We start from the raw sequence: 20629 nt of genomic DNA, 5'->3' as shown, positions 1-20629 counted from the left end.
GACACTCGATCAGCGGGAAGGCGTCGTGAGGAGACGATCGAGGACGTCGTGCAGGGTCAGCACGCCCGCGACACGGTTCTCGTCGACGACGACGGCCACGTGCCGGCGGGTCTCCCGCATCCTCGCGAGCGCCTTGTAGACCGGCTCGTCCGCGCCGAAGGTCGGCACCGGACGCATCAGATCGGCTGCGACAACCCCGGCCGGCGCAGACACACAGTCCCGGACATGCACCACGCCCTCAAACCTGGTGCCGTCGGAATCCCTGTCCCGCACAAGCAGTCGACGATGGCCGGTCGACAGCGACACCGCCCGGATCTCCGCGGGAGTGGCCGAGGGGTCGACGGCGCTCACCGTGTCGTGTGTGAGCACGTCGGCGACCGTCAGCCGCTGCAACTCCAGAGCTCCCGACAGGTGCGCGTGGTATCGCTCGTCGAGCGTACCGACCGTCGCCGAATGCTCGACCAGGTGCCGCAGTGCGTCGGCATCCTGCCCGGCGCCCACCTCGTCGACCGGGTCGACACCGACCCGGCGCAGACACCAGTTGGCCAACGCGTTGAGTCGGGTGAGAACCGGGCGGGTCAGCCACATGAACGCCCGCATCGGGATGGCCAGGAGTGTCGCCGACCGTTCGGGATGTGCTATCGCCCACGACTTGGGTGCCATCTCGCCGACGACGAGGTGCAGGAACGTGACGACGATGAGTGCGAGCACGAATCCGGCGATGTCGGCGGTCCAGGTCGGCATACCCCATACCTCGAACATCGGCGTGAGCCAGTGGTGCACGGCCGGTTTGGTGACCGCACCGAGTGCCAGTGTGCAGACGGTGATGCCGAGCTGCGAACCGGCGAGCAGCACGGAGAGTTCCGAGGCGCTGCGCAGCGCGGCGCGCGCCGAGCGGCTGGTTTCGGCCGCGTCCTCCAGCCGGTGCCGTCGCGCCGCGATCAGGGCGAACTCGACGGCGACGAAGAAGGCGCTGGCCGCGATCAGGGTGACGGTGACCAGCGCGACGATCCACGGATTGCTCATCGGGCGCTCCCTTGGACGGTTGGCGCCGGAATGGTCAGCAGCACCGACGACGGCACATGCCGGTCCACCGACAGCACCGTTATCGTCGCCGTGGTCGGGACTGGTTCGTCGGTGTCGAGCGGGACCGGGTCGTGCGATAGGTCGACCGTGACGCTGTCGCCGATCTCCGGCAGCCCGCCGAACTCGGCGATGACCAGACCGGCCACGGTCTCGTTATCCCCCTCGGGCAGATCGTGGCCGACCACCCGGGACACCTCGTCCAGATGCGCGTCACCCCGGACCCGCCAGCCGTCGTCGGTCCGGTCAATCGCGGTCGCGACGTCTGCGTCGTGTTCGTCGTCGATCTCGCCGACGAGTTCCTCTGCGATGTCCTCGACGGTCACGACACCGGCGAAACCGCCGTATTCGTCGATGACGACGGCCATCTCGTCGGACGCAGCGCCGATCTGGTCGAGGACCTCGGTCAGCGGCAACGAAATGGGCACGATGACTGCGGGCCGGCCGAGGTCGGCGGCGGTGGTCGTGGCGTCGGCCGGGCCGTCCGCCCAGACCAGCAGATCGTGGAGATGGACCACACCGACGACGTCCGCGCGATCGTCGACGACGGGGTACCGGGTGTGCCCGGTACCCATCGCATGGAGGACCGACGCGGCCGGCTCCTGTGCGCGGACGGTGTCCACGCGGGTGCGCGGGATCATCGCGTGGCCGGCTGTGCGCGTGGGGAAGTCGAGAACTCGGTCGAGCAGGGCCGACAGGTCGACGGGCAGGTCGCCGGCGTCGCGGGACTCGGCGACGATGTGTTCGAGGTCGCGCGGGGTGGCCGAGTGCTCGACGTCGTGGACGGGTTCGATGCGCAGCGCGCGGAGCAACAGGTTCGACGACTTGTCAAAGAGCGCGATCAGCCACCCGAATACCGCCAGGTAGATCGTGGTGGAGCGGGCCAGCCACCGGGCCACCGGTTCGGGGCGTGCGATCGCCAAGTTCTTCGGGAACAGCTCCCCGAACACCATCTGCACGATGGTGGAGAATCCGATGGCGACGACCGTGCCGATGGTGACCCCGAGTGCCACCGGAATGCCGACGTCGCCGAGCAGGTTGCCGACGCCGCGGCCGATGAGTGGCTCGGCGACATAGCCGACGAGCAGACCGGTGACGGTGATGCCGAGCTGCGCGCCCGACAACATGAACGAGGTCCGGCGGGTGACGGTCAGAGCGCGGGCCGCGGCGGTGTCGCCGGCTTCGGCGCGGGCGCGCAGACGGGACCGGTCGACGGCCATGAAGCCGAACTCTTGGGCCACGAAGTAGCCGGTCAGGGCGGTGATGATCAGGATGACCAGGATGCCGATGGCGATGCCGAGGAGGGTCAGCATGACAGCCGCCGGCTGGTCGGGCCCGGGTGGTCGTCAGACGTCGGGGGGTGCGGGTGGGTAGATCGTCGGCGGCGTTTTCGGCGCTTGGCGCGTCTCATCGTCTCTCTCGTGTCGGGACCCGGATTTCGGTGTTCAGGGTGTTCAGCGTACCGGGTTGTTCAAGTCGAACGGCCGGAGCGTCGGTTCGGTTCCCGGCACGGAGACATTGCTGAGCAGATCGGCGCCGCCACCGCCGCCACACCGCGCAGGTAATTCCCGTTGCTCACCGAGTGCGGCGAAGAACCAGAAGAACGAGCGCTTCGTTCGATCGGGCCCGCCTCCCGTGGCCGACAAGATCTGGCGCTCTGAGCGCGACATCCACCTTCGAGTACGGCCGGCGAAGCCCCTCCGAGAGCCCTGAGATTCATCTCACAGGTCTCCCCAGGTGGGAACAGCGGTGAGCGACCACAAGCTACACAATCCATGCTTATAATGCTTTTAATGATTTATCTAATTGATGATGCGCTGGGCAGTTCTCACGACCCTCTGTCGGATCGGTGCTGCTGATGCGGCAGGGCCCTCTCGCCGGGCGTTACCCGGCCGTCGCGGTCATGGTGACGTTCGCACTGATCCCCTATCTGGCGCTGTCCGCAGCGATCGAACCGCTGGTGCCCACGATCACCGACCAGCTCGATATGTCGGCACAGGCCATGAGTCTGAGTCTGGGACTCGGGAACGCGGCTTACGCCGCCGGCACCGTGCTGGCGGTGCAACTCGCCCAGCACCTGCCGCAACGGCGAATGCTGTTGGTCTACGCCGTCGTGCTGGTCACCGGCGCCGTGCTCGCAGCCGGTGCGCGCACCGGGGCCATGTTCACCTGCGGCCTGATCCTGCTCGGGTTGGCCACCAGCATGCTGCTCATCGCCGCGGCGCCACCGCTGACCATTGGTTTCCCGAAACAGCGACTGCGGCACACGGCGATGATCATGAACATGTGCGTGTTCGGCGCCGTCGCCCTCGGCCCCTTCCTGGGCGGGGTGCAGTCCGCCGCTGACGAATGGCGACCCCTGTTCTGGGTGATCGCCGCTGTGGCCCTGCTGGCGCTACTGATGGCGGTGCTGACCTTCGACGACGCCCCACCCGCCGACCCGGATGCGCCGCGTGACCTGCGGGCGATCGGCCTGGCCGCGGCCGGCTGCGTCCTGGCCTTCGTCGGGGCATCCGCGCTGACCACGCACGCCCTGACCGATATCGAGGTCCTAGGGCCGATGCTGGCCGGACTGGTGTTGATCGTGGTGTTGATCGTGTACCAATTCCGTTCGCCCCGACCCCTGCTCACCATCCGCTCGGTGCTCACAAGTTCGATCCCCGTCGCCGGCGTCGGTGTCGCTCTGTTCGCCGCAGCGGGATCGGTGGCCGCGACAACCCTGACCGCCAACGCCCTGATGGAACACCTGAGCCCCCTGCGCGTGGGCATCCTGTATCTGCCCGAACTCGGCGGCGCGATCGTCATGGCGGTGGTGTTCGGCACCGTCATTTCCCGCCGCGCGGTGCACTTTCTCCCGCTGATCGGCATGGCGCTGCTGGCGGTCGGCATCCTGGTGTTCCAGCTCGCCCTACCGGCCAACCAACCGCTGGTCATGCTGGGTGCGGCGCTCACTGGACTCGCCCTCGGTGCGACCGTGGCTCCGGCACTGTTCGTCGTCGGCTTCTCACTGCGGTCCAACAGCCTGCAGCGGGTGTTCGCGGTCATCGAGCTGCTGCGTGCCGTCGCCGCGTTCATGGTCGCTCCGGTACTTGCCCACTTCGCGCTCACCGTGGCCACCGACCGCTCCGTCGGCACGAGCTACGCGCTGTGGATCGGGTTCGCCCTCGCCGTGGCCGGCGCCGTCTTCGGCGTGGCGATCTACGCGGCCAGCGGCGCACGACCCAGCACACCCGACGTCGATCGATTCCTCGACGGAGAAGAACCCGGATGGTTGTCACCGCCGTTGCTCGCGCGAATCCGCAAGGTGCCGACCTCCGCATTGTCCGGACAACCAAAGTCGGCAACCGCACGTCTGACACACCCGAGGCTCGATGGCCCTGTGCCGGGCGCGAGCGGACCGATCTGCTTCGCCTACGACGGCAGTGATCTCGCCGACAAAGCCATTACTCGGGCCGCCGGGCACTTCGCCGAAGACCGAGACGCCATCGTCGTCTGCGTCTGGCAACCCGCCGACGTCGGCTTCCCCCCTACCAGCGACCTGCATCTCGACGCCAACAACGCCGCTGCCGTGCGCCGCGCCGCCGAGCTGACCTCGGCCCGCGGTGCAGATCTTGCCGAGACAGTCGGATTCCGGGCACGAGGCGTCGCCGTGGAGGCCGCACCGACCTGGCAGGGGATCCTGACCGCAGCCGAGGAGCATCGCGCCGGCGTGATCGTGATCGCCCCCCATCGACGCGCGGGAATCCTGGGGCACATCCAAGGCAGCGTCGCAGCCACCGTGGCCGCCAACTCGTCGATCCCAGTACTCGTCATGCCGACGGCCGACAGTGTCGAGCCAGGTGAACGGGATGAGAGTTCGGATCACTACCCGAGACCTCAGCAGATGGCTGCGCCCATCTGAGGGCGTAACCTATCGGGGCCTTGCCCAGGTCCGAAGAGGGCCCTGGGCGATTTCACTCGAACCCTCGCCTGTCGTCCGAGGGCTATTCTGCGCACATGGGGCGGGCATCCGTCGTTCTGAGGGACGATATTTGCCTGCCCGGTGTTCGCCTCCTCGATCCGGAGGAGGCAGTGAGGTGGGACGATGACGACTAGGAGGTCTCCGTTTCGGGAGCGTAACCTCCCGGTCAGCCCGACGAGTTTCGTCGGGCGCCGAGAGTTGGTCTCCGCGGTGAAATCGGCTTTGGCGGGCGCACCGATCGTGACGATCACGGGTCCCGGCGGGGTGGGCAAGACACGGTTGGCGCTGCAGGTGGCGCACCGAACCGCTCGATCTTTTCCGGGTGGCGTGTGGTTCGTCGAGTTGGCGGATGTGACCGATCCGGCTGCCATTGCCCTGGTGATCGCGGAGTCCATGAAAATCGCTGATCAGTCGAGTACAGACACCGTCGGGGTGGTGCTCAGACATCTGTCCGATCGTCGCGCGCTGGTGATTTTGGACAACTGCGAGCATCTGGTGGACGCGGTGGCAGGCCTCGCCAGTGCCTTGGTCAAGCGCGCGCCTGACCTGCGGATTATTCTGACAAGCCGCGAGCCGCTGGCGGTGGCCGGCGAGCATGTGGTGTCGGTTCCACCGTTGTCGGTCCCCGAGCCGGGCGAGGGCGGCCGCGGCGGCAGCGAAGCGGTGGAGTTGTTTGAGCAACGTGCGTCGGCGGCTTCACCGGGTTTTGTCGTCGACGTCGGCAACGCCGACGACGTTGCCCGTTTGTGCCGACGATTAGACGGGATTCCGTTGGCCATCGAGCTGGCGGCCGTGCAGGTTCGCAATCTGAGCATCCCTGAGATCGTTCATCACCTCGAATCGAGCGGGGGGTTGTTGACGGCAAAGGTCCGCGGGGTGGATGTGCGCCATCAGACCATCGAGGCGGCAATGCGGTGGAGCTACGACTTGTGTACACCCGGTGAGCAGCAGATCTGGGTCCGGTTGTCCTATTTCAACGGCAGTTTCACCCTCGACAGTGCCGTTTCGATATGCGCGTTCGCCGGTGTCGATGACAGTCAGGCGCGGGAGTCGATTCTCGGGCTCATCAGCAAGTCGGTGATCGATCGTCTCGACGACGGCGACCGGTATCGATTGCTGGAGCCGATCCGGCAATTCGGCCGACGGCTTCTGTCTCCGCCAAACGGTGAGCACGCGGTCGACGAATCGGAGCTGGCAGCACGCCACCTCCGCCACTACGCGGAGGTGGTCGCTGTCTCCGAGCGTATGTGGCGATCGGGCACCGGGCAGATCGACGCGGCGAACTCAGTGATGATGCAGATGTCGAACATCCGGCAGGCGATACGGACCGGCTTCGATCGCGATATCGATGCCCGGAAGGCGGGGGAAATCGTCACCGGTCTCTGGCACCGATGGATCTCGGGACTGGCGAGGGAGGGTCAGTATTGGTTCGATCGTGTGTTGACCTCTCCTGCAGAGCTTTCCGCGAAGACGCTCTGGTTGAAAGGCTGGATCGCGTTGGCTCAGGGCGACCCGCAGGCAGCGGTCCCTGTCCTCGCCGAGGCGGCCGACCGGTCCCTAACCGACGGCGACAGGGTGATGACCGGTTATGTCACGCAAGCCCAGGCGTCGGCAGCGATGTTCACAGGGCGCTTGGAGGAGTCGGCTCGACTTTACGAGGAGGCCGTGTCGATCTTCGACAGCCTGCAGCTGTGGGATGCGGTTCATCTGTTGGCGCTGGCTCAGCAATCGTGGATCCATTTGGTTCTCGGCGACCTCGAGCGCTCACGCGCTTTGGCGAGCATTCTTCGGCGTCGCAGTGACGAGATCGGAGAGGTGTGGGCGCTCAGCTGGGGCCAGTGGGTCAGTGCCGTCGACTGTTGGAAGACGGGCGAACTCAACACCTGCGCGGACCTGTTGCGCAGAAGTCTCCGGTCGAAGCGGGCCCTTTCCGATCTCACCGGGATCGCGTTCGCGCTCGAAGTCTTCGGCTGGCTTGAATGTGACCGTCGGAACTGGGTGCACGCTGCGCAGCTGTTCGGGGCGAACCGGTCCATCTGGGGGCCGATCGGCAACCCGTTGTTCGGTTTCGATCAGTACCTCGACATGCACCATGACTACTCGGTCCTACTCGAGGAGGAGCTCGGCATCGAGACTTTCGATGCTGAGCTCGCCCGCGGCGCGACCATGACGGTGAACGAGGTCCTCGACCTGATCTTGAGTCAGTCGGGTCGCGAAGTGCGCGATCGCGGACGCACTCATCCGGATGGCGCCCGGGGTGCGAAGGAGGGTCGGAACCGTGGTCGCCCCAAGGCCACAGGTGAACTGACCCCGCGCGAATGGCAGGTGGCTGCGCTGATCGCCGAGGGCGCAAGCAATGCCCAAGTGGCATCCGACTTGGTGATCGCGCCACGCACGGCGGAAACCCATGTGGAGAACATCCTGGTCAAGTTGGGTTTCACGTCTCGATCGCAGGTTGCCGGCTGGTATTACGAACACCGGGAATTAGATACGTAGTCGTCTGCGTAGTTACCCCGAGCCATCGGCTCGCCGATCCGCGCACAGTGGTTCATGACAGAAGTCACAAGCAGCCCAGCGAGTGACTTGGATGACTGAACGCGGGAGGCATCGATGGATGTACGGCCAGCCGAAAGAGGATCGGTGGAATCCGTGGCCACTGATTTCCGGGAAGTGATGGCGGGTGTCTGTACGCCGGTGTCCGTCGTGACCGCGATGGACGGCGCGCGACCCCACGGCACCACGGTCAGTGCCTTCGCATCGTTGTCGATGACCCCGCCGATGGTCCTGGTCTCCCTCGACCGGCGATCGGACCTGCTGGCCGTGCTGCAGCGGAGCCGACGCTTCGGGGTCAACATCTTGTCGCACGGTCAAGCCGATACCGCGGTGCAGTTCGCCCGCAAGGGTCCCGACAAATTCGACGGCGTGTCCTGGCATGGCTCCGCCGGGCTCCCCCGGCTTCATGGGACCGCGGGCTGGCTCGCCTGCGATCTCGTCGAGCTGGTCGACGGCGGCGACCACGTCGTCGCTTACGGTGGCATCTCCGAGGCAGTCCGTTCGCTCATCGCGCCGTTGACATACCACGCACGCACCTTCGGCACCCACGCCGCAGCGGAGGTGACACTGCGATGACCCTCCACGGCCGCGACACCGCACTACTCCACACAATCCTCGCTGCTGTCGGATGGGTACAGGAGCGACGTGCGCGACGCGACTACGACTACCGGCAATTCGTCACAGCGTGTCATGAGGCGGGAATCGATGTCTGACCTGGAACCGACACAGCCGTGCGCAGTGGGGCGGATGCACCACAACGGATTGCCCGCCACGGACATTGCCGACACCCTGGACACGACCGCCAACGACGTCGCAGACGTGAATCGCGCGATCGCTGCTCTCGCCGCGGGCTTGATGGTCGTCGTGATCGACGATGCCGACCGGGAGAACGAAGGGGATCTGGTGGTAGCCGCTTCGTCCGTCACGAATGAACAGATGGCCTTCATCGTGCGGCACACCACCGGTATCGTGTGCGTCCCGATGACCGCCGAACATGCTGCAGCACTCGAGCTTCCACTGATGGTCGACCAGAACACCGACCCGCATGGGACGGCTTTCACCGTGACGGTCGACCACGTGAACACGGGCACCGGGGTGTCGGCGTCCGATCGTGCCGCCACCGCCCATGCACTTGCCGACACGTCCACGTCGCCGGCAGAGCTCCGCAAGCCCGGGCACGTCTTTCCACTGCGGGCGCGTTCTGGTGGTGTGCTCGCCCGTGCCGGTCACACCGAGGCCGCAGTCGACCTGGTGCGCCTTGCCGGGATGGGCGAGACGGCCGTGATCTCCGAGATCGTCGCCGATGACGGCGGGATGCGACGCGGAGATGACCTGGCGTCCTTCGCGGAAGCCCACCAGCTCCCGACCCTGCATATCGCGGACCTTGTCCGGTATCGCAACGCTCACGATCCACAGATCGAACGAGTCGCCACCGCGTCGATGCCCACCGCGTCTGGGCAGTTCCGGGCCGTCGCCTACCGGTCAGTACTCGACGACATCGAGCACCTGGCTCTCGTGATGGGCGACGTCGCCGCGGCCGGACGATCCAAAGGCGGAGTGCTGGTCCGGGTACACAGTGAGTGCCTCACCGGTGACGTCCTCGGCTCGCTGCGCTGCGACTGCGGCCCCCAACTCACGCAAGCTCTGGCGGCCATCGCCCAGGAGGGCTGCGGAGTTCTGGTCTACCTACGTGGGCACGAAGGCCGCGGAATCGGCTTGGCGCACAAGATCAGTGCCTATGCACTTCAGGAGCAGGGATTCGACACCGTCGATGCGAATGTGGCTCAGGGCCTGCCCGTGGACGCCCGTAGCTACCGGGTCGGCGCCCACATCCTCCTCGATCTCGGTGTCCGTCGACTGCGGCTGATCACGAACAACCCGACCAAGTACGAAGGCCTCGCGGGCCATCCGCTCGAACTCGTGGGTCGGATTCAGCTCCCCACGACCGAGACGGACCACAACGTCCGATATCTGCGGACCAAGCGGGACCGGCTGGGACACCACCTCGACGTGCGGCCACCGGTTCCCCCTCCACACGAACGGCTCTCGGCGCTCTGACCGCGAAGCGGTCCACACTCGACGACTCCCGACAACCCTCGCTCGTATCCGAAACCATCCATTCGGCGCTCTGGCGCCTTCAACCCTGGAGAAAACATGTCCACCGTCGTAGACACCACCACAACTCCCGTCGACATCGAGCACATCGACCTCATCTCCCGCACGGAGGCCCTGATCCCGCTGCTGCAACAGAACGCGGCCGACACCGAAGAGGGTCGCCGCGTTCATCAGGACAACATCGACGCCTTGGAGGAAGCCGGGCTCTTCCGTGTCTCGGTGCCCCGCCGCCACGGCGGCTTCGAAGCGGATTTCGGCACCTGGCTTGCGATCGAGGAAGCCCTCGGCCGCGGCGATGGGTCTACGGCATGGGCATTCAGTCTGCTCAACATCGGCAACTGGTTCGTCGGCCTCTACGGCGAACAGGCCCAGGACGAAATCTATGGCACGGCAGGAGGTGCCCGCACCTGTGGTGTGTTCACCCCCTCCGGCACGAGCGCGCGGGTCGACGGGGGCTGGCGGGTGACCGGGAAGTGGGGCTTCGCCTCGGGCAGTTGGCACGCGAACTGGGCGATGGTGGGATTCCCCATCGTCGATGGTGACGGCAACCCCGACATCGGATTCGGGATGGTCCCGGTGTCGGACTACTCGATCGAGGAGACGTGGTTCGTCGCCGGGATGAGTGGTTCCGGAAGCAACACCGTTGTTCTCGAGGACGTCTTCGTCCCCGACCACCGCGTCCTCGCCCTCGGCGGATCGGCTGTCCACGGCCTACCGACCCCATTCACCGACGAATACCTCTACCAGGCCCCGTTCCTCGCCCCCGGATGCCTGATCCTCGCCGGTCCGCAGTTGGGGCTGGCCCGCGCGGCCCTCGACCTGGTGATCGAGAAGGCCGGTCGCCGCGGAATCTCCTACTCCAGCTATGACAAGCAAACCTATGCTCCGACAGTACAATTGGCCGTCGCCGAAGCAGCAGCGCAGGTCGAGGCCGCCCGGGCCCTGGTCTACACACTCTGCGCGGAGGTGACGACGACCGTCGCCGCCGGCCGGCAACTCGATGTCGCCGACCGCACCCGCATCAGGGTTGCCAACGCCTATGCCATCAAGACCGCGCGGGAAGCGATCCGCACCCTGGTCTCCGCGCATGGGGCTTCGTCGTTCGCCAACGCCAATCCGCTGCAGAGGATTTGGCGTGACAGCGAAACGGCCAGCCGTCATGCCTTCGCGCTGTTCGAAACCGCGGCAGAAGTCCACGGCAAGGTTCTACTCGGCGTCGACGAACTCCCGACCACACTCCTCTGAACATCCCTACCCAACCGACACCGATCCAGGAGGCCCTCATGCCCTCGCCCGATCGTCTGGCACATGTGGTGTTCCAGACCAATAACGTTCCCCGACTGCGGGACTGGTGGCTCAACGTGCTGGAGGCGAAGGTCCAGTACGGCAATGACAAGATCTGCTTCCTCTCCTACGACGACGAACACCATCGGCTCGCCCTGGCGAATCTCGCCCCGGAGGGATACGAACCCCATGACCCCAAAACGCAGGGTATGCATCACGTGGCGTTCACCTATGCCACCCTCGCCGACTTGATCACCACCTACGAGCGGCTCCGCGATCAGGACATCACCCCGTGGTGGCAGATCCATCACGGACCGACGTTGTCGCTGTACTACCGGGACCCGGACGGGAACCAAGCAGAGATGCAGGTCGATGTCTACGACACCGTAGAGGAGGCCAACGAGTTCATGTTCGGTCCCGAGTTCGCCGCCAACCCCATCGGCATCGAGTTCGACATGGAGGACCTGATCGCGCGCCGACTGGCCGGCGAACCGGATTCCGAACTGATCAAGCGGCCGAAAGCCCCGGCCTCATGATCGTGCCAGCGAGCCCACATCCCACCGGCATTCCTGCAAACCTCCACTCAGAGGACAATTCATGAAGATCGCGAACCAGAACAACCGAGCCGTACTGCTGTCCGGCGACCGGGTCGTCGACATCGAACAGGCCAGTGACGGCCACTTCCCCTCGGATATTGCGGCATTGTTCGGAGCATGGCCTGAGTTCACCAAATGGGCGCAGGCCGCCACACTTGCGCCAACCGGCGACCTCCGACCGGACTTGTTGATGGCGCCGAGTCCGAAACCCCTGCAAGGTTTCGGAATCGGCGTCAATTACGCCAAACACGTGGCCGAAGCGGGCTGGCCGGTACCGCAGTACCCACTGGTCTTCCCCAAGTTTCCGACCTCGGTGACCGGGCCCGGCACCACGATCGCCCTGTCGGGGCCTCGGGTGGACTGGGAAGTCGAGGCGGTGATCGTGATCGGTCGGGAAGCACACAACGTGCTGGCCGGCGACGCATGGGATCATATCGCCGGGGTGACCATCGGACAGGACTTCTCCGACCGGGACGTTCAGCAGCGACCCGAATCCCACCCACAATTCGGCCTCGGCAAGTCCTTCCCCGGATACTCGGCGATCGGCCCGATCCTGGTCACCCCTGACGAATTCGAAGATCGAGACGACATCGCCCTGGGTACCCTGCTCAACGGCGAGCAAGTGCAGAACTCGAGCACCGGCGACCTCATCTTCCCGGTGAGCGCCCTGATCGAATACATCTCGGGCATCGTGACGCTCACACCCGGCGACCTGATCTTCACCGGAACTCCTTCAGGAGTCGGGACGGCGTGGGACCCGCCTCGTTTTCTGCGCGAGGGAGATGTCATCGAGAGCTGGATCACCGGGATCGGACAGATGCGGCACACCTTCTCCGGACCAGAGACGGTTCGGGTATGACCACAGTCCTGGTCACGGACTATTCGTGGCCCACTCTGGACATCGAGCGCGAGGTGCTTGCCGGGGTGGGCGCGGGGCTCGTGGTGGCCGAGACGGGCACCGAAGACGAACTCGTCGAACTCGCCGGGGACGTCGACGCGATCTTGACCTGCTGGAAACCGGTCACCGCCCGGGTCCTCGAGGCGGCACGATTGTGCCGCACGGTCGGCCGCTACGGGGTCGGACTGGACAACATCGACGTCGAGTGCGCCACCCGACTCGGCATGATCGTGTCCAATGTTCCCACGTTCTGCACTGAGGAGGTCGCCGACCACACCGTTGCTCTCATTCTCGGACACGCACGCAAGATCGCGCAGTTCGCGAAACAGACCTCCGGCGGCGGTTGGGACAACAAGGAATTCGGCGGGTTCCGACGACTCCGGGACAAGACCGTCGGTCTGGTCGGCTTCGGTGCCATCGGGCGCGCGGTCGCCCACCGCGTCCAGGCCTTCGGTATGAACGTCGTGGCGTATTCGCCGTCACTTGCAGGTGCGAGGGAGATCGGCGGAGTGACGTTCGCGACTTCGCTCGACTCCCTGCTCGCGCGTGCGGACATCCTCTCCCTGCACCTCCCGGCGAACCCCACCACCACGGGCATCATCGGAGCGCGTGAACTCGGGTTGCTTCCCCCCGGCGCCGTGGTGGTCAACACCTCACGCGGAGCACTCATCGACGAAACAGCCCTGGTCGACGCGCTCGAACGCAACGATCTGGCCGGCGCCGCCCTCGATGTGATGGTCGCGGAACCGCCCCCGCAGGACCATCCGCTGCGTCACCTACCCACGGTGATCCTGTCACCACACGCCGCCTTCATCTCCGACGAGGCTGTCACGGACCTGCAACACACGGCAGCGACGAATATCGCCGCCGTGCTTCGCGGCGCACTGCCGCCGCATGTGGTCAACCCGCGCGCAATCGAGTCCCACCACGCCCGATTCAGACCGAGAATGGCACTGTGACATGACTATTCATACCGCCAGAGATGCTGATCTCACCGATTTGGCCGCGGACGTGAAGGCCTTGCTGGTCGACCGGGGTATCGCCGCCCGCGAATCGCCCCTCGACATCGCACCGTTGCCCGGCGGAGTGTCGAATGATGTTCTCGCAGTGACCGGCCCGGGAACCGATGTCGTCGTCAAACGGGCACTTCCCAAACTCCGCGTCGACGCTGACTGGTACGCCTCCCCGGAGCGGCTGATCACCGAGGCACGCGCGATCGACACCGCCCGCGCGATCCTCCCGCGCCACGTCCCGCCGCTGTTGGCCCTGGACACCGACCGCCAGTTGATGGTTGTCGGCCGGGCGCCGCGCGGCTTCGGCGAGTGGAAGGCAGACCTCCTAGCCGGACAGGTGAACCCGAACGTCGCCGCTACCCTCGGAGATCTGTTGGCGACCTTGCACGTTGGGTCCGGCGCCGACCGGGCGATTCGGACCGCGTTCGCCCGTACCAACGCCTTCCGGGAACTCCGAGTCGATCCGTTCTACCGCTGGGTCAGCGCCCGACACGACGATCTCGCTTCCGTGATCGATTCCACCGTCGACCGCATGCTCGCCACCACCACGTGTCTGGTCCATGGCGACTTCTCGCCGAAGAACATCCTCACTGGCGCCAACGGGTTGTGGATCATCGACTGGGAGGTGACCCACGTCGGGGACCCGGCGTTCGACGTTGCCTTCATGTTGGCGCATCTCGTGTGCAAGGCGCGGCACACTCCCAGCTTGGCCCACGAGTTCCACAGCCTGGCAGAGGTGTTTCTCGGCGCCTACCTAAGCCACACCCGGCATCCGCTACCCGAACTCGACCACGAGCATCTTTTGCGGCAGGTCGGGTGCATCGCTCTCGCCCGCGTCGACGGCAAGTCACCGGCGTCCTACCTGTCCCCGACTGCCCGGTCGGAGGTATGCCAGATCGCGCGGCAGGTACTGCTCCATCCCCGTCCGACCTTCGAACTGCTCTGGAGGAACTGACCATGCCCAACACCAATATCGCATCGGTATTATCTTGGGAGGCATTCGATTCCCGCGGTAATCCGACCGTGGCCTCCCGGGTGACCCTCCGCGACGGAACCTCGGGCAGCGCGATCGTACCCTCGGGCGCCTCCACCGGCACCCACGAAGCTGTCGAATTGCGCGACGGCGGAGTCCGATACGGCGGAAGGGGCGTCGCCGGAGCGGTGGCGAATACGAACACCGTCCTCCGCGACGCCGTCCATGGCATCGACGCGACGGACCAAGGCGCCGTCGATTCTGCGCTTCGCGATGCAGACGGTTCCGCGGATCTGTCGTCGCTGGGTGCCAATGCCATTCTGTCGGTGTCAACGGCCTCGGCCCGAGCCGCTGCCAGCGCCGCCGGACTGCCCCTATACGCCACCTTCGGACATGCCCCACTGCTACCGCTGCCGATGGTCAACATCATCTCCGGTGGGGCTCACGCCGATGGCGCCGTCGATGTCCAGGACTTCCTCGTCGTCCCCGTCGGCGCCGAGAGCTTCCATGAGGCCATCGAGTTCGCCTGGCGAGTACGTCGCGGCACCGCCCGTGTCCTCGAGGAGGCCGGCTACGATGTCGCGCTTGTCGCCGACGAAGGCGGACTCGGACCGAGACTGCCCTCCAACCGCGCTGCGTTGGAATTCCTCGCGCGTGGCATTACCGAAGCCGGGCTCGAACTCGGCACCCAGGCAGCGATTGCCATCGACGTCGCCGCGACGGAGTTCTACGACGATGATTCCGGTCTCTACCACCTCGCCTCCGAGAATCGACACTTGAGTTCCACCGAACTCATCGCCGAGTTCGAAGCCTGGTCCGCAGACGTCCCGATCGTGTCCATCGAAGACATCCTCTCCGAGGATGATTGGGACAACTGGCCGAAAGCGCATGCTGCACTCCCCGGCACACAACTGCTCGGCGACGACCTGTTCGTGACAAACCCCCGGCGCCTGGCCCGTGGAGTCGAGGCCGATGCAGCGAACGCCGTTCTGGTCAAACCCAATCAGATCGGCACCCTGTCCCAGGCTCTCGAAGTCATCGATTACGCACGCGACCACAACGTCGCCACGGTGCTCTCCGCACGGTCAGGAGAAACCGAGGACCCGTGGCTGGCCGACCTAGCGGTTGGCTGGCGCACGGGCCAGATCAAGGTCGGCTCGACCACCCGTTCGGAACGCACCGCCAAGTGGAATCGCCTGCTCGAAATCGAGGCCGAACTCGGTGCATCAGCGCAGTACGCCGGACCGCGGGCCCTGGGTCCCGATCCCGTTCGATGACATCGTTCCGCAACAACAATGCCGCGTCACAAGGTCCCGTGCTCAGGCGCTCGCGCGACTACAGCCCACTCCCAGCTCTTCAGGAAAGGCGGAACCATATGGCTTTCAACGGATTGACGACAATCCCGACCGGCCCCAAAGTGGCCCGGTCAGCGGCGGACGCCGTCTGCGACATTCCTTCCGGAGCCTCGCTCGCGGTCGGCGGATTCGGTGTCGCGGGAGTACCGGACACCGTCATCGCCGCTCTCGTCGACCGAGACGTCACCGGCCTGGAAGTGGTCTCCAACAACTGCGGGGCCGGCGGTCACGGTCTGGATCTGCTGCTCACTCAAGGCAGGATTCGCCGCATGATCGCGTCTTACGTCGGCGAGAACAAGGAGTTCGCCCGCCAGTACCTTGCGGGCGAACTCGAAGTCGAACTCACTCCGCAAGGCACACTGGCGGAGAAGCTCCGCGCCGGCGGCGCCGGCATCCCGGCGTTCTTCACGCCCGCCGGCGTCGGAACCCCCGTATCCGCTGGGGGGCTGCCGTGGCGTTACGCGAGCGACGGATCAGTGGCGATCGCGTCCCCGCCCAAGGAGATCCGCGAGTTCGCCGGCCGACGGTACGTCCTGGAGGAGTCGATCTCCACCGACTATGCACTGGTGCATGCCCTCGTCGGCGACACCGAAGGCAATCTCGTCTTCAACAAGGCTGCACAGAACTTCAACCCAGTCGCCGCGATGGCCGGACGAGTGTGCATCGCCGAGGTCGAACAACTCGTCGACGCCGGGGACATCGACCCCGCTCAGGTACATCTGCCCGGAATCTTCGTCGACCGAATCGTGTATTCCGGCCCGCAACACAAACACATCGAGAAGCGGACGATCCGCACCGGTGGAGAGGGCCGATCATGACCCCAATGGTCGATGCTCAGGGGTGGACCCGCCACGAGATGGCCGCTCGCGCAGCCGGCGAGCTCGCGCCGGGACAGTACGTGAATCTCGGCATCGGGCTGCCCACGCTGATCCCGACCTTTCTACCCTCAGGGGTGCGTGTGATCCTGCACAGCGAGAACGGGATCCTCGGAACCGGACCCTATCCGGACGACGATCAGGTCGACCCCGATCTCATCAACGCCGGAAAGGAGACGGTCACGGTCAACCCTGGCGCGGCGTTCTTCGACTCGGCCACCTCATTCGGGATGATCCGCGGCGGGCACATCGACACAGCGGTTCTCGGCGGAATGCAGGTCTCGGCGTCCGGAGACCTTGCGAACTGGATGGTCCCAGGCAAGATGATCAAGGGCATGGGCGGTGCGATGGACCTGGTCCACGGCGCCCGGCAGGTCATCGTGCTCATGGAACACATCGACCGCAACGGAGAATCGAAAATCGTCGAACAGTGCACCCTGCCTCTCACTGGCGAGGGTGTGGTGAACCGCATCATCACCAACCTGGCGGTCCTCGACGTCACCCCGACCGGCTTGATGCTGCGCGAATGTGCCGCTGGGATATCCCCTGACCAGGTTCGTGCGGCGACGGCGGCGCCACTGCATTGAATCACCGGGCGTCTGGTAACCGAACCCAGACGTAAGCGACCGTGCTGTCGACGCGGCACCGGCTCATCATAACCCAGTACCCCAACACCACCGAGGGATTCACCACATGATCGCTCCAGATTCCGTGCTCATCATCGACGGCGCCCGCACACCCGTCGGCAGCTTCGGCGGCGTATTCCGAGACGTGCCGGCCCATGAACTCGGCGCCACGGCCGCTCGAGCAGCCCTTGACCGATCCGGCGTCGCCGCTGGCGCCATCGAAGAGGTGGTGATGGGTTGCATCGGTCAGGTCGGAGCCGATGCATACAATGCCCGACGCGTCGCGCTTGCCGCTGGCCTGCCCACAACCACCCCGGCATATACAGTCAACCGCCTCTGTGGCTCCGGCCTGCAGGCAATCTGGTCGGCTGCCATGCAGATCCGCTGGGGCGGAATCGACCTCGCGCTGGCCGGTGGCAACGAGAACATGTCCCGAATGCCGTTCTACGACTTCGACGCCCGTGCCGGGCGCAGGCTCGGAAACCGAATCTTGGTCGACGGAACCGTGGGTATGCTCACCGATCCCTTTCACAACATCCACATGGGTGTCACCGCCGAGAACGTCGCGCGCAAGTACGGAATCAGCCGTGCGGAGCAGGACGAGTTCGCGGTTGAATCCCAGCGCCGGGCAGACACCGACGCCGCCAAAGCCGCCTTCTCCGAGGAGATCGCCCCGGTCGAAACGACGGGACGACGCCAGAGGGTGATCGACACCGACGAGCACCCCAAACCTGAAACAACTCTCGAGGGTCTCGGTGGCCTACGCGCGGCCTTCGAGAAGGGCGGCACCGTCACAGCCGGCAACGCTTCCGGCATCAACGACGGCGCCGGTGCCGTCGTGCTCGCACGCGAGTCGATCGCGCACGAACACGGACTGGTCGGCTTGGCCACCCTCGAAGCGGTCACCACCTGCGCGCTCGAGCCCGAGGTGATGGGGTACGCCCCTGTCCTGGCGCTGAAGAAGCTATTCGCGCAGACCGGTACGACTCCCGCCGACATCGATTCCATCGAGCTCAATGAGGCATTCGCTGCACAGGCCATCCCGGTCATCCGAGACGCCGAACTCGACCCGGACAAGGTCAACCCCTACGGCGGTGCGATCGCTCTGGGCCATCCGGTCGGCGCCACCGGAGCAATCCTGACCCTGCGAGTAGCCCGGGACCTCGTCCGCCGCGACCTTGAACTCGGCGTGGTCACGATGTGTATCGGCGGTGGCCAAGCCCTCGCCGCGTTGCTGCGCCGAGCCCGCTGACGCGGGCTCCGCTCGTCTACTCCGACCCCGAACAGTACGGAGGTCGCAGAAGGCAACTACCGCCAGACCCGATCGACCCGAGATCGACGTGGCCGCGGTCAGCCTGACGTCCGAGCCCCTGAGTTCGGTTGCGCCTGGCCGATGGCCGCGACTGACAGTTCCCAGAGTTGTTCGGCAAGGGCCCGATCGAGCGCATAGTCGGCGACGCCGCTGCGCCGGCGGGCCAGTTGCGCGGCATCTGTCTGCGTGGTGTCGACGGATTCGGCTTCGCTGCAATCTTCGAAGTAGCGGCCGGTGACACCGTCGAGGTCGGGTGAGGCGGCCACGAGCACGCTGGTGGCGGCGCCTTGCTCGACGCTCTTGCGCAGGTAGTCGCCACTCGCTCGACTCCGTGCGCGGCGGAGTACGTCCGGGTCCAGGTGCCGGGTCAGGCCCGTCTGCGCGATGGCGCCGGGGTGCACGGCATTGACCGTGATCCCGTCGCCGGCCCAGCGGTGGGCCGCCGCGACTGCGAAAAGCGAGTTGGCAGTCTTGGATTGACCGTATGCGGCCCATTGGTTGTAGGCACGCTGTCTGAAATTGATGTCGTCAAACACGACCGGTGAGAGCATATGGCCGACCGAACTGACCGTAACGACGCGGGCGGCGCCCGCGGCGGCCAGGGCAGCGTGCAGTCCATGCGCCAGCGCGAAATGTCCTATGTGGTTGGTGCCGAACTGCATCTCCCACCCGTCTGCGGTTGGGCACAGATCCGGCAAGGCCATGACACCGGCGTTGTTGACCAGAATGTGCAGCGGCCCATGCCATGCCGCGGCGAAGTCGGCCACCGAGGCGAGATCCGACAAGTCGAGCCGTTCGACATTCACTCTCGAGCCGGTCTCGGCCGCGATGGACTCGGCGACGCTGCAACCGGACTCGACGTCGCGGACGGCCAGCGTCACCTCGACGCCGGCTCCGGCGAGCACCCGAGCCGTTTCCATGCCGATTCCGGATGAAGCACCCGTGACAATCGCACGGCGGTCGCGCAGGTCGATCCCCTCGATAACCTCTGCGGCGGTGGAGTGTGCCGAGAAGCCCGTGGTGATGAATTCGGTCATGATGCGTATTCCTGTCCGTTCGAGACACGTCGGCACTCCGGAGTACCTGCGAGCTGTGCAAAATAGCCTAATTCATTAGCGATTTAAACGCCATGGCACCCAGTGCGAGCCAGCTCCCGCTCCGACGCGCAGCTCGCGACATGACCTCGACCGTCGAAAGGGTCAAGAGGATGTTGGGAAGATCGTCAGGACAGCACTTCCACCAACGTTGTGTCCGAGTCCCCGACCATATACTGCTCCACACGCTTGAGATGACGGCGCCAGTAGTCCGCGGCCGCCTGCGCATCACCGCTGCGCAACAGTGTCAGCAACTTCTTGTACACGCGGAGCGCATGTTCATCTGCCTGACGTTCGTGTTCCTCCCCATGGACGGAAAGGAACAGAGCGTTGTGCGCGTCGATGATGTGCAACAGCATTCCCGCAAGCACCGACAGGGTGCGCAGCCCGGACAGATCGATGACGGTCTGGTGAATCTGGGTATCGATCCGTGAGAAGGCCGTCGCGTCATCAAGCGCTTCTTCGGCTTGCTTGACGAGTTCCTCGAGCGGTATGAGCTTCTTGGCGGACAGCCCGGCAACAGCGCGGACGGCAGCGACTTCGATCTCGGCCCAGGAACGGTACACGTCGGCAAGCGGAACTCCCTGGAATTGCAGGAGCAACCCGAGGTTGCGCGCGGCATTGGAGGCATCCGGCGCAAGAGCCCGAGCACCCCCATGTGCACCGCGCAGCACGGTGATGAGCGATTCGGATTCGAGGATTCGGAACGCTTCCCGCATTGTCGGCCGCGATACGCCATACCGCTCCATCAGCACCGTCTCACTGGGCAACTGACTTCCGGGACTGATGGCGCCGGTCACGATCTGGCGCCGCAGTTCGGCGGCAACCAACTCCCCCGCCTTGGGCACGCGCACGACACTCGAGCCACTCCGTGCTGGCATGACATCCCTT

Annotated in this window: 18 protein-coding genes; 13 read left to right on the top strand and 5 right to left on the bottom strand. The window is 65.5% G+C overall.

The features are described from left to right. Nucleotides 1–9: 9 nt before the first annotated feature. From GORHZ_RS02240 to GORHZ_RS02230, 3 genes are all read right to left on the bottom strand, one after another. Nucleotides 10–1026, bottom strand: coding sequence for a hemolysin family protein (locus tag GORHZ_RS02240; RefSeq protein ID WP_006329966.1), 1017 nt, complete (start codon nucleotides 1024–1026; stop codon nucleotides 10–12). Continuing rightward, nucleotides 1023–2396: a hemolysin family protein gene (locus GORHZ_RS02235; protein ID WP_006329965.1), complete on the bottom strand. Its 1374-nt coding sequence runs from the start codon at nucleotides 2394–2396 to the stop codon at nucleotides 1023–1025. Before GORHZ_RS02235 ends, GORHZ_RS02240 begins: the two co-directional genes overlap by 4 nt. 141 nt (nucleotides 2397–2537) lie before the next feature. Further along, entirely contained in the window at nucleotides 2538–2753 is a 216-nt protein-coding gene (locus GORHZ_RS02230) for a hypothetical protein (protein WP_040529796.1), read from the bottom strand. Between the two features lie 188 nt (nucleotides 2754–2941). Between GORHZ_RS02230 and GORHZ_RS02225 the strand changes: the two genes are divergently transcribed. From GORHZ_RS02225 to GORHZ_RS02165, 13 genes are all read left to right on the top strand, one after another. Continuing rightward, a complete protein-coding gene (locus GORHZ_RS02225) occupies nucleotides 2942–4984 on the top strand; it encodes a universal stress protein (RefSeq protein ID WP_051998726.1) in 2043 nt (680 codons plus the stop codon). A 270-nt stretch (nucleotides 4985–5254) separates the two neighbouring features. Further along, nucleotides 5255–7540, top strand: a complete 2286-nt coding sequence (locus GORHZ_RS02220; protein ID WP_051998724.1) for a LuxR C-terminal-related transcriptional regulator — start codon at nucleotides 5255–5257, stop codon at nucleotides 7538–7540. 114 nt (nucleotides 7541–7654) lie between these two features. Continuing rightward, nucleotides 7655–8173 (top strand): flavin reductase family protein, encoded by a 519-nt coding sequence (locus tag GORHZ_RS02215; RefSeq protein WP_040529792.1) that lies wholly within the window; start codon nucleotides 7655–7657, stop codon nucleotides 8171–8173. Nucleotides 8174–8302: 129 nt separating this feature from the next. Continuing rightward, complete coding sequence (locus tag GORHZ_RS02210; protein ID WP_006329936.1) at nucleotides 8303–9655, top strand: bifunctional 3,4-dihydroxy-2-butanone-4-phosphate synthase/GTP cyclohydrolase II; 1353 nt, start codon at nucleotides 8303–8305, stop codon at nucleotides 9653–9655. A gap of 96 nt (nucleotides 9656–9751) precedes the next feature. After that, a complete protein-coding gene (locus tag GORHZ_RS02205) occupies nucleotides 9752–10957 on the top strand; it encodes an acyl-CoA dehydrogenase family protein (RefSeq protein ID WP_006329935.1) in 1206 nt (401 codons plus the stop codon). A gap of 38 nt (nucleotides 10958–10995) precedes the next feature. Continuing rightward, nucleotides 10996–11532 carry a VOC family protein gene (locus tag GORHZ_RS02200; protein WP_006329934.1) on the top strand — a complete coding sequence of 179 codons (537 nt, stop codon included), beginning with the start codon at nucleotides 10996–10998 and terminating at the stop codon, nucleotides 11530–11532. Nucleotides 11533–11593: 61 nt separating this feature from the next. Then, complete coding sequence (locus GORHZ_RS02195; protein WP_006329933.1) at nucleotides 11594–12451, top strand: fumarylacetoacetate hydrolase family protein; 858 nt, start codon at nucleotides 11594–11596, stop codon at nucleotides 12449–12451. Continuing rightward, entirely contained in the window at nucleotides 12448–13449 is a 1002-nt protein-coding gene (locus GORHZ_RS02190) for a C-terminal binding protein (RefSeq protein WP_006329932.1), read from the top strand. Before GORHZ_RS02195 ends, GORHZ_RS02190 begins: the two co-directional genes overlap by 4 nt. Before the next feature lies 1 nt (nucleotide 13450). Continuing rightward, on the top strand, nucleotides 13451–14458 hold the full coding sequence (locus GORHZ_RS02185) for a phosphotransferase family protein (protein WP_006329931.1): 1008 nt from the start codon (nucleotides 13451–13453) through the stop codon (nucleotides 14456–14458). 2 nt (nucleotides 14459–14460) lie between these two features. Further along, nucleotides 14461–15753, top strand: a complete 1293-nt coding sequence (eno, locus tag GORHZ_RS02180; RefSeq protein WP_006329930.1) for a phosphopyruvate hydratase — start codon at nucleotides 14461–14463, stop codon at nucleotides 15751–15753. A gap of 98 nt (nucleotides 15754–15851) precedes the next feature. After that, a complete protein-coding gene (locus GORHZ_RS02175; protein WP_006329929.1) occupies nucleotides 15852–16649 on the top strand; it encodes a CoA transferase subunit A in 798 nt (265 codons plus the stop codon). Continuing rightward, nucleotides 16646–17293 carry a 3-oxoacid CoA-transferase subunit B gene (locus GORHZ_RS02170; protein WP_006329928.1) on the top strand — a complete coding sequence of 216 codons (648 nt, stop codon included), beginning with the start codon at nucleotides 16646–16648 and terminating at the stop codon, nucleotides 17291–17293. The genes GORHZ_RS02175 and GORHZ_RS02170 overlap by 4 nt, the downstream gene beginning before the upstream one ends. Before the next feature lie 106 nt (nucleotides 17294–17399). Next, complete coding sequence (locus GORHZ_RS02165) at nucleotides 17400–18584, top strand: thiolase family protein (RefSeq protein WP_006329927.1); 1185 nt, start codon at nucleotides 17400–17402, stop codon at nucleotides 18582–18584. A 98-nt stretch (nucleotides 18585–18682) separates the two neighbouring features. Here the strand turns inward: GORHZ_RS02165 and GORHZ_RS02160 are convergent, their stop codons facing one another. Next, a complete protein-coding gene (locus tag GORHZ_RS02160; protein ID WP_006329926.1) occupies nucleotides 18683–19681 on the bottom strand; it encodes an SDR family NAD(P)-dependent oxidoreductase in 999 nt (332 codons plus the stop codon). Nucleotides 19682–19866: 185 nt separating this feature from the next. After that, entirely contained in the window at nucleotides 19867–20619 is a 753-nt protein-coding gene (locus GORHZ_RS02155) for a FadR/GntR family transcriptional regulator (protein WP_006329925.1), read from the bottom strand. Nucleotides 20620–20629: the final 10 nt, after the last annotated feature.

Source organism: Gordonia rhizosphera NBRC 16068 (genome assembly GCF_000298195.1).
Classification (GTDB): domain Bacteria; phylum Actinomycetota; class Actinomycetes; order Mycobacteriales; family Mycobacteriaceae; genus Gordonia; species Gordonia rhizosphera.
The sequence above is the reverse complement of the archived record's forward strand: the minus strand, read 5'-3'. Positions and strand labels throughout refer to the sequence as shown.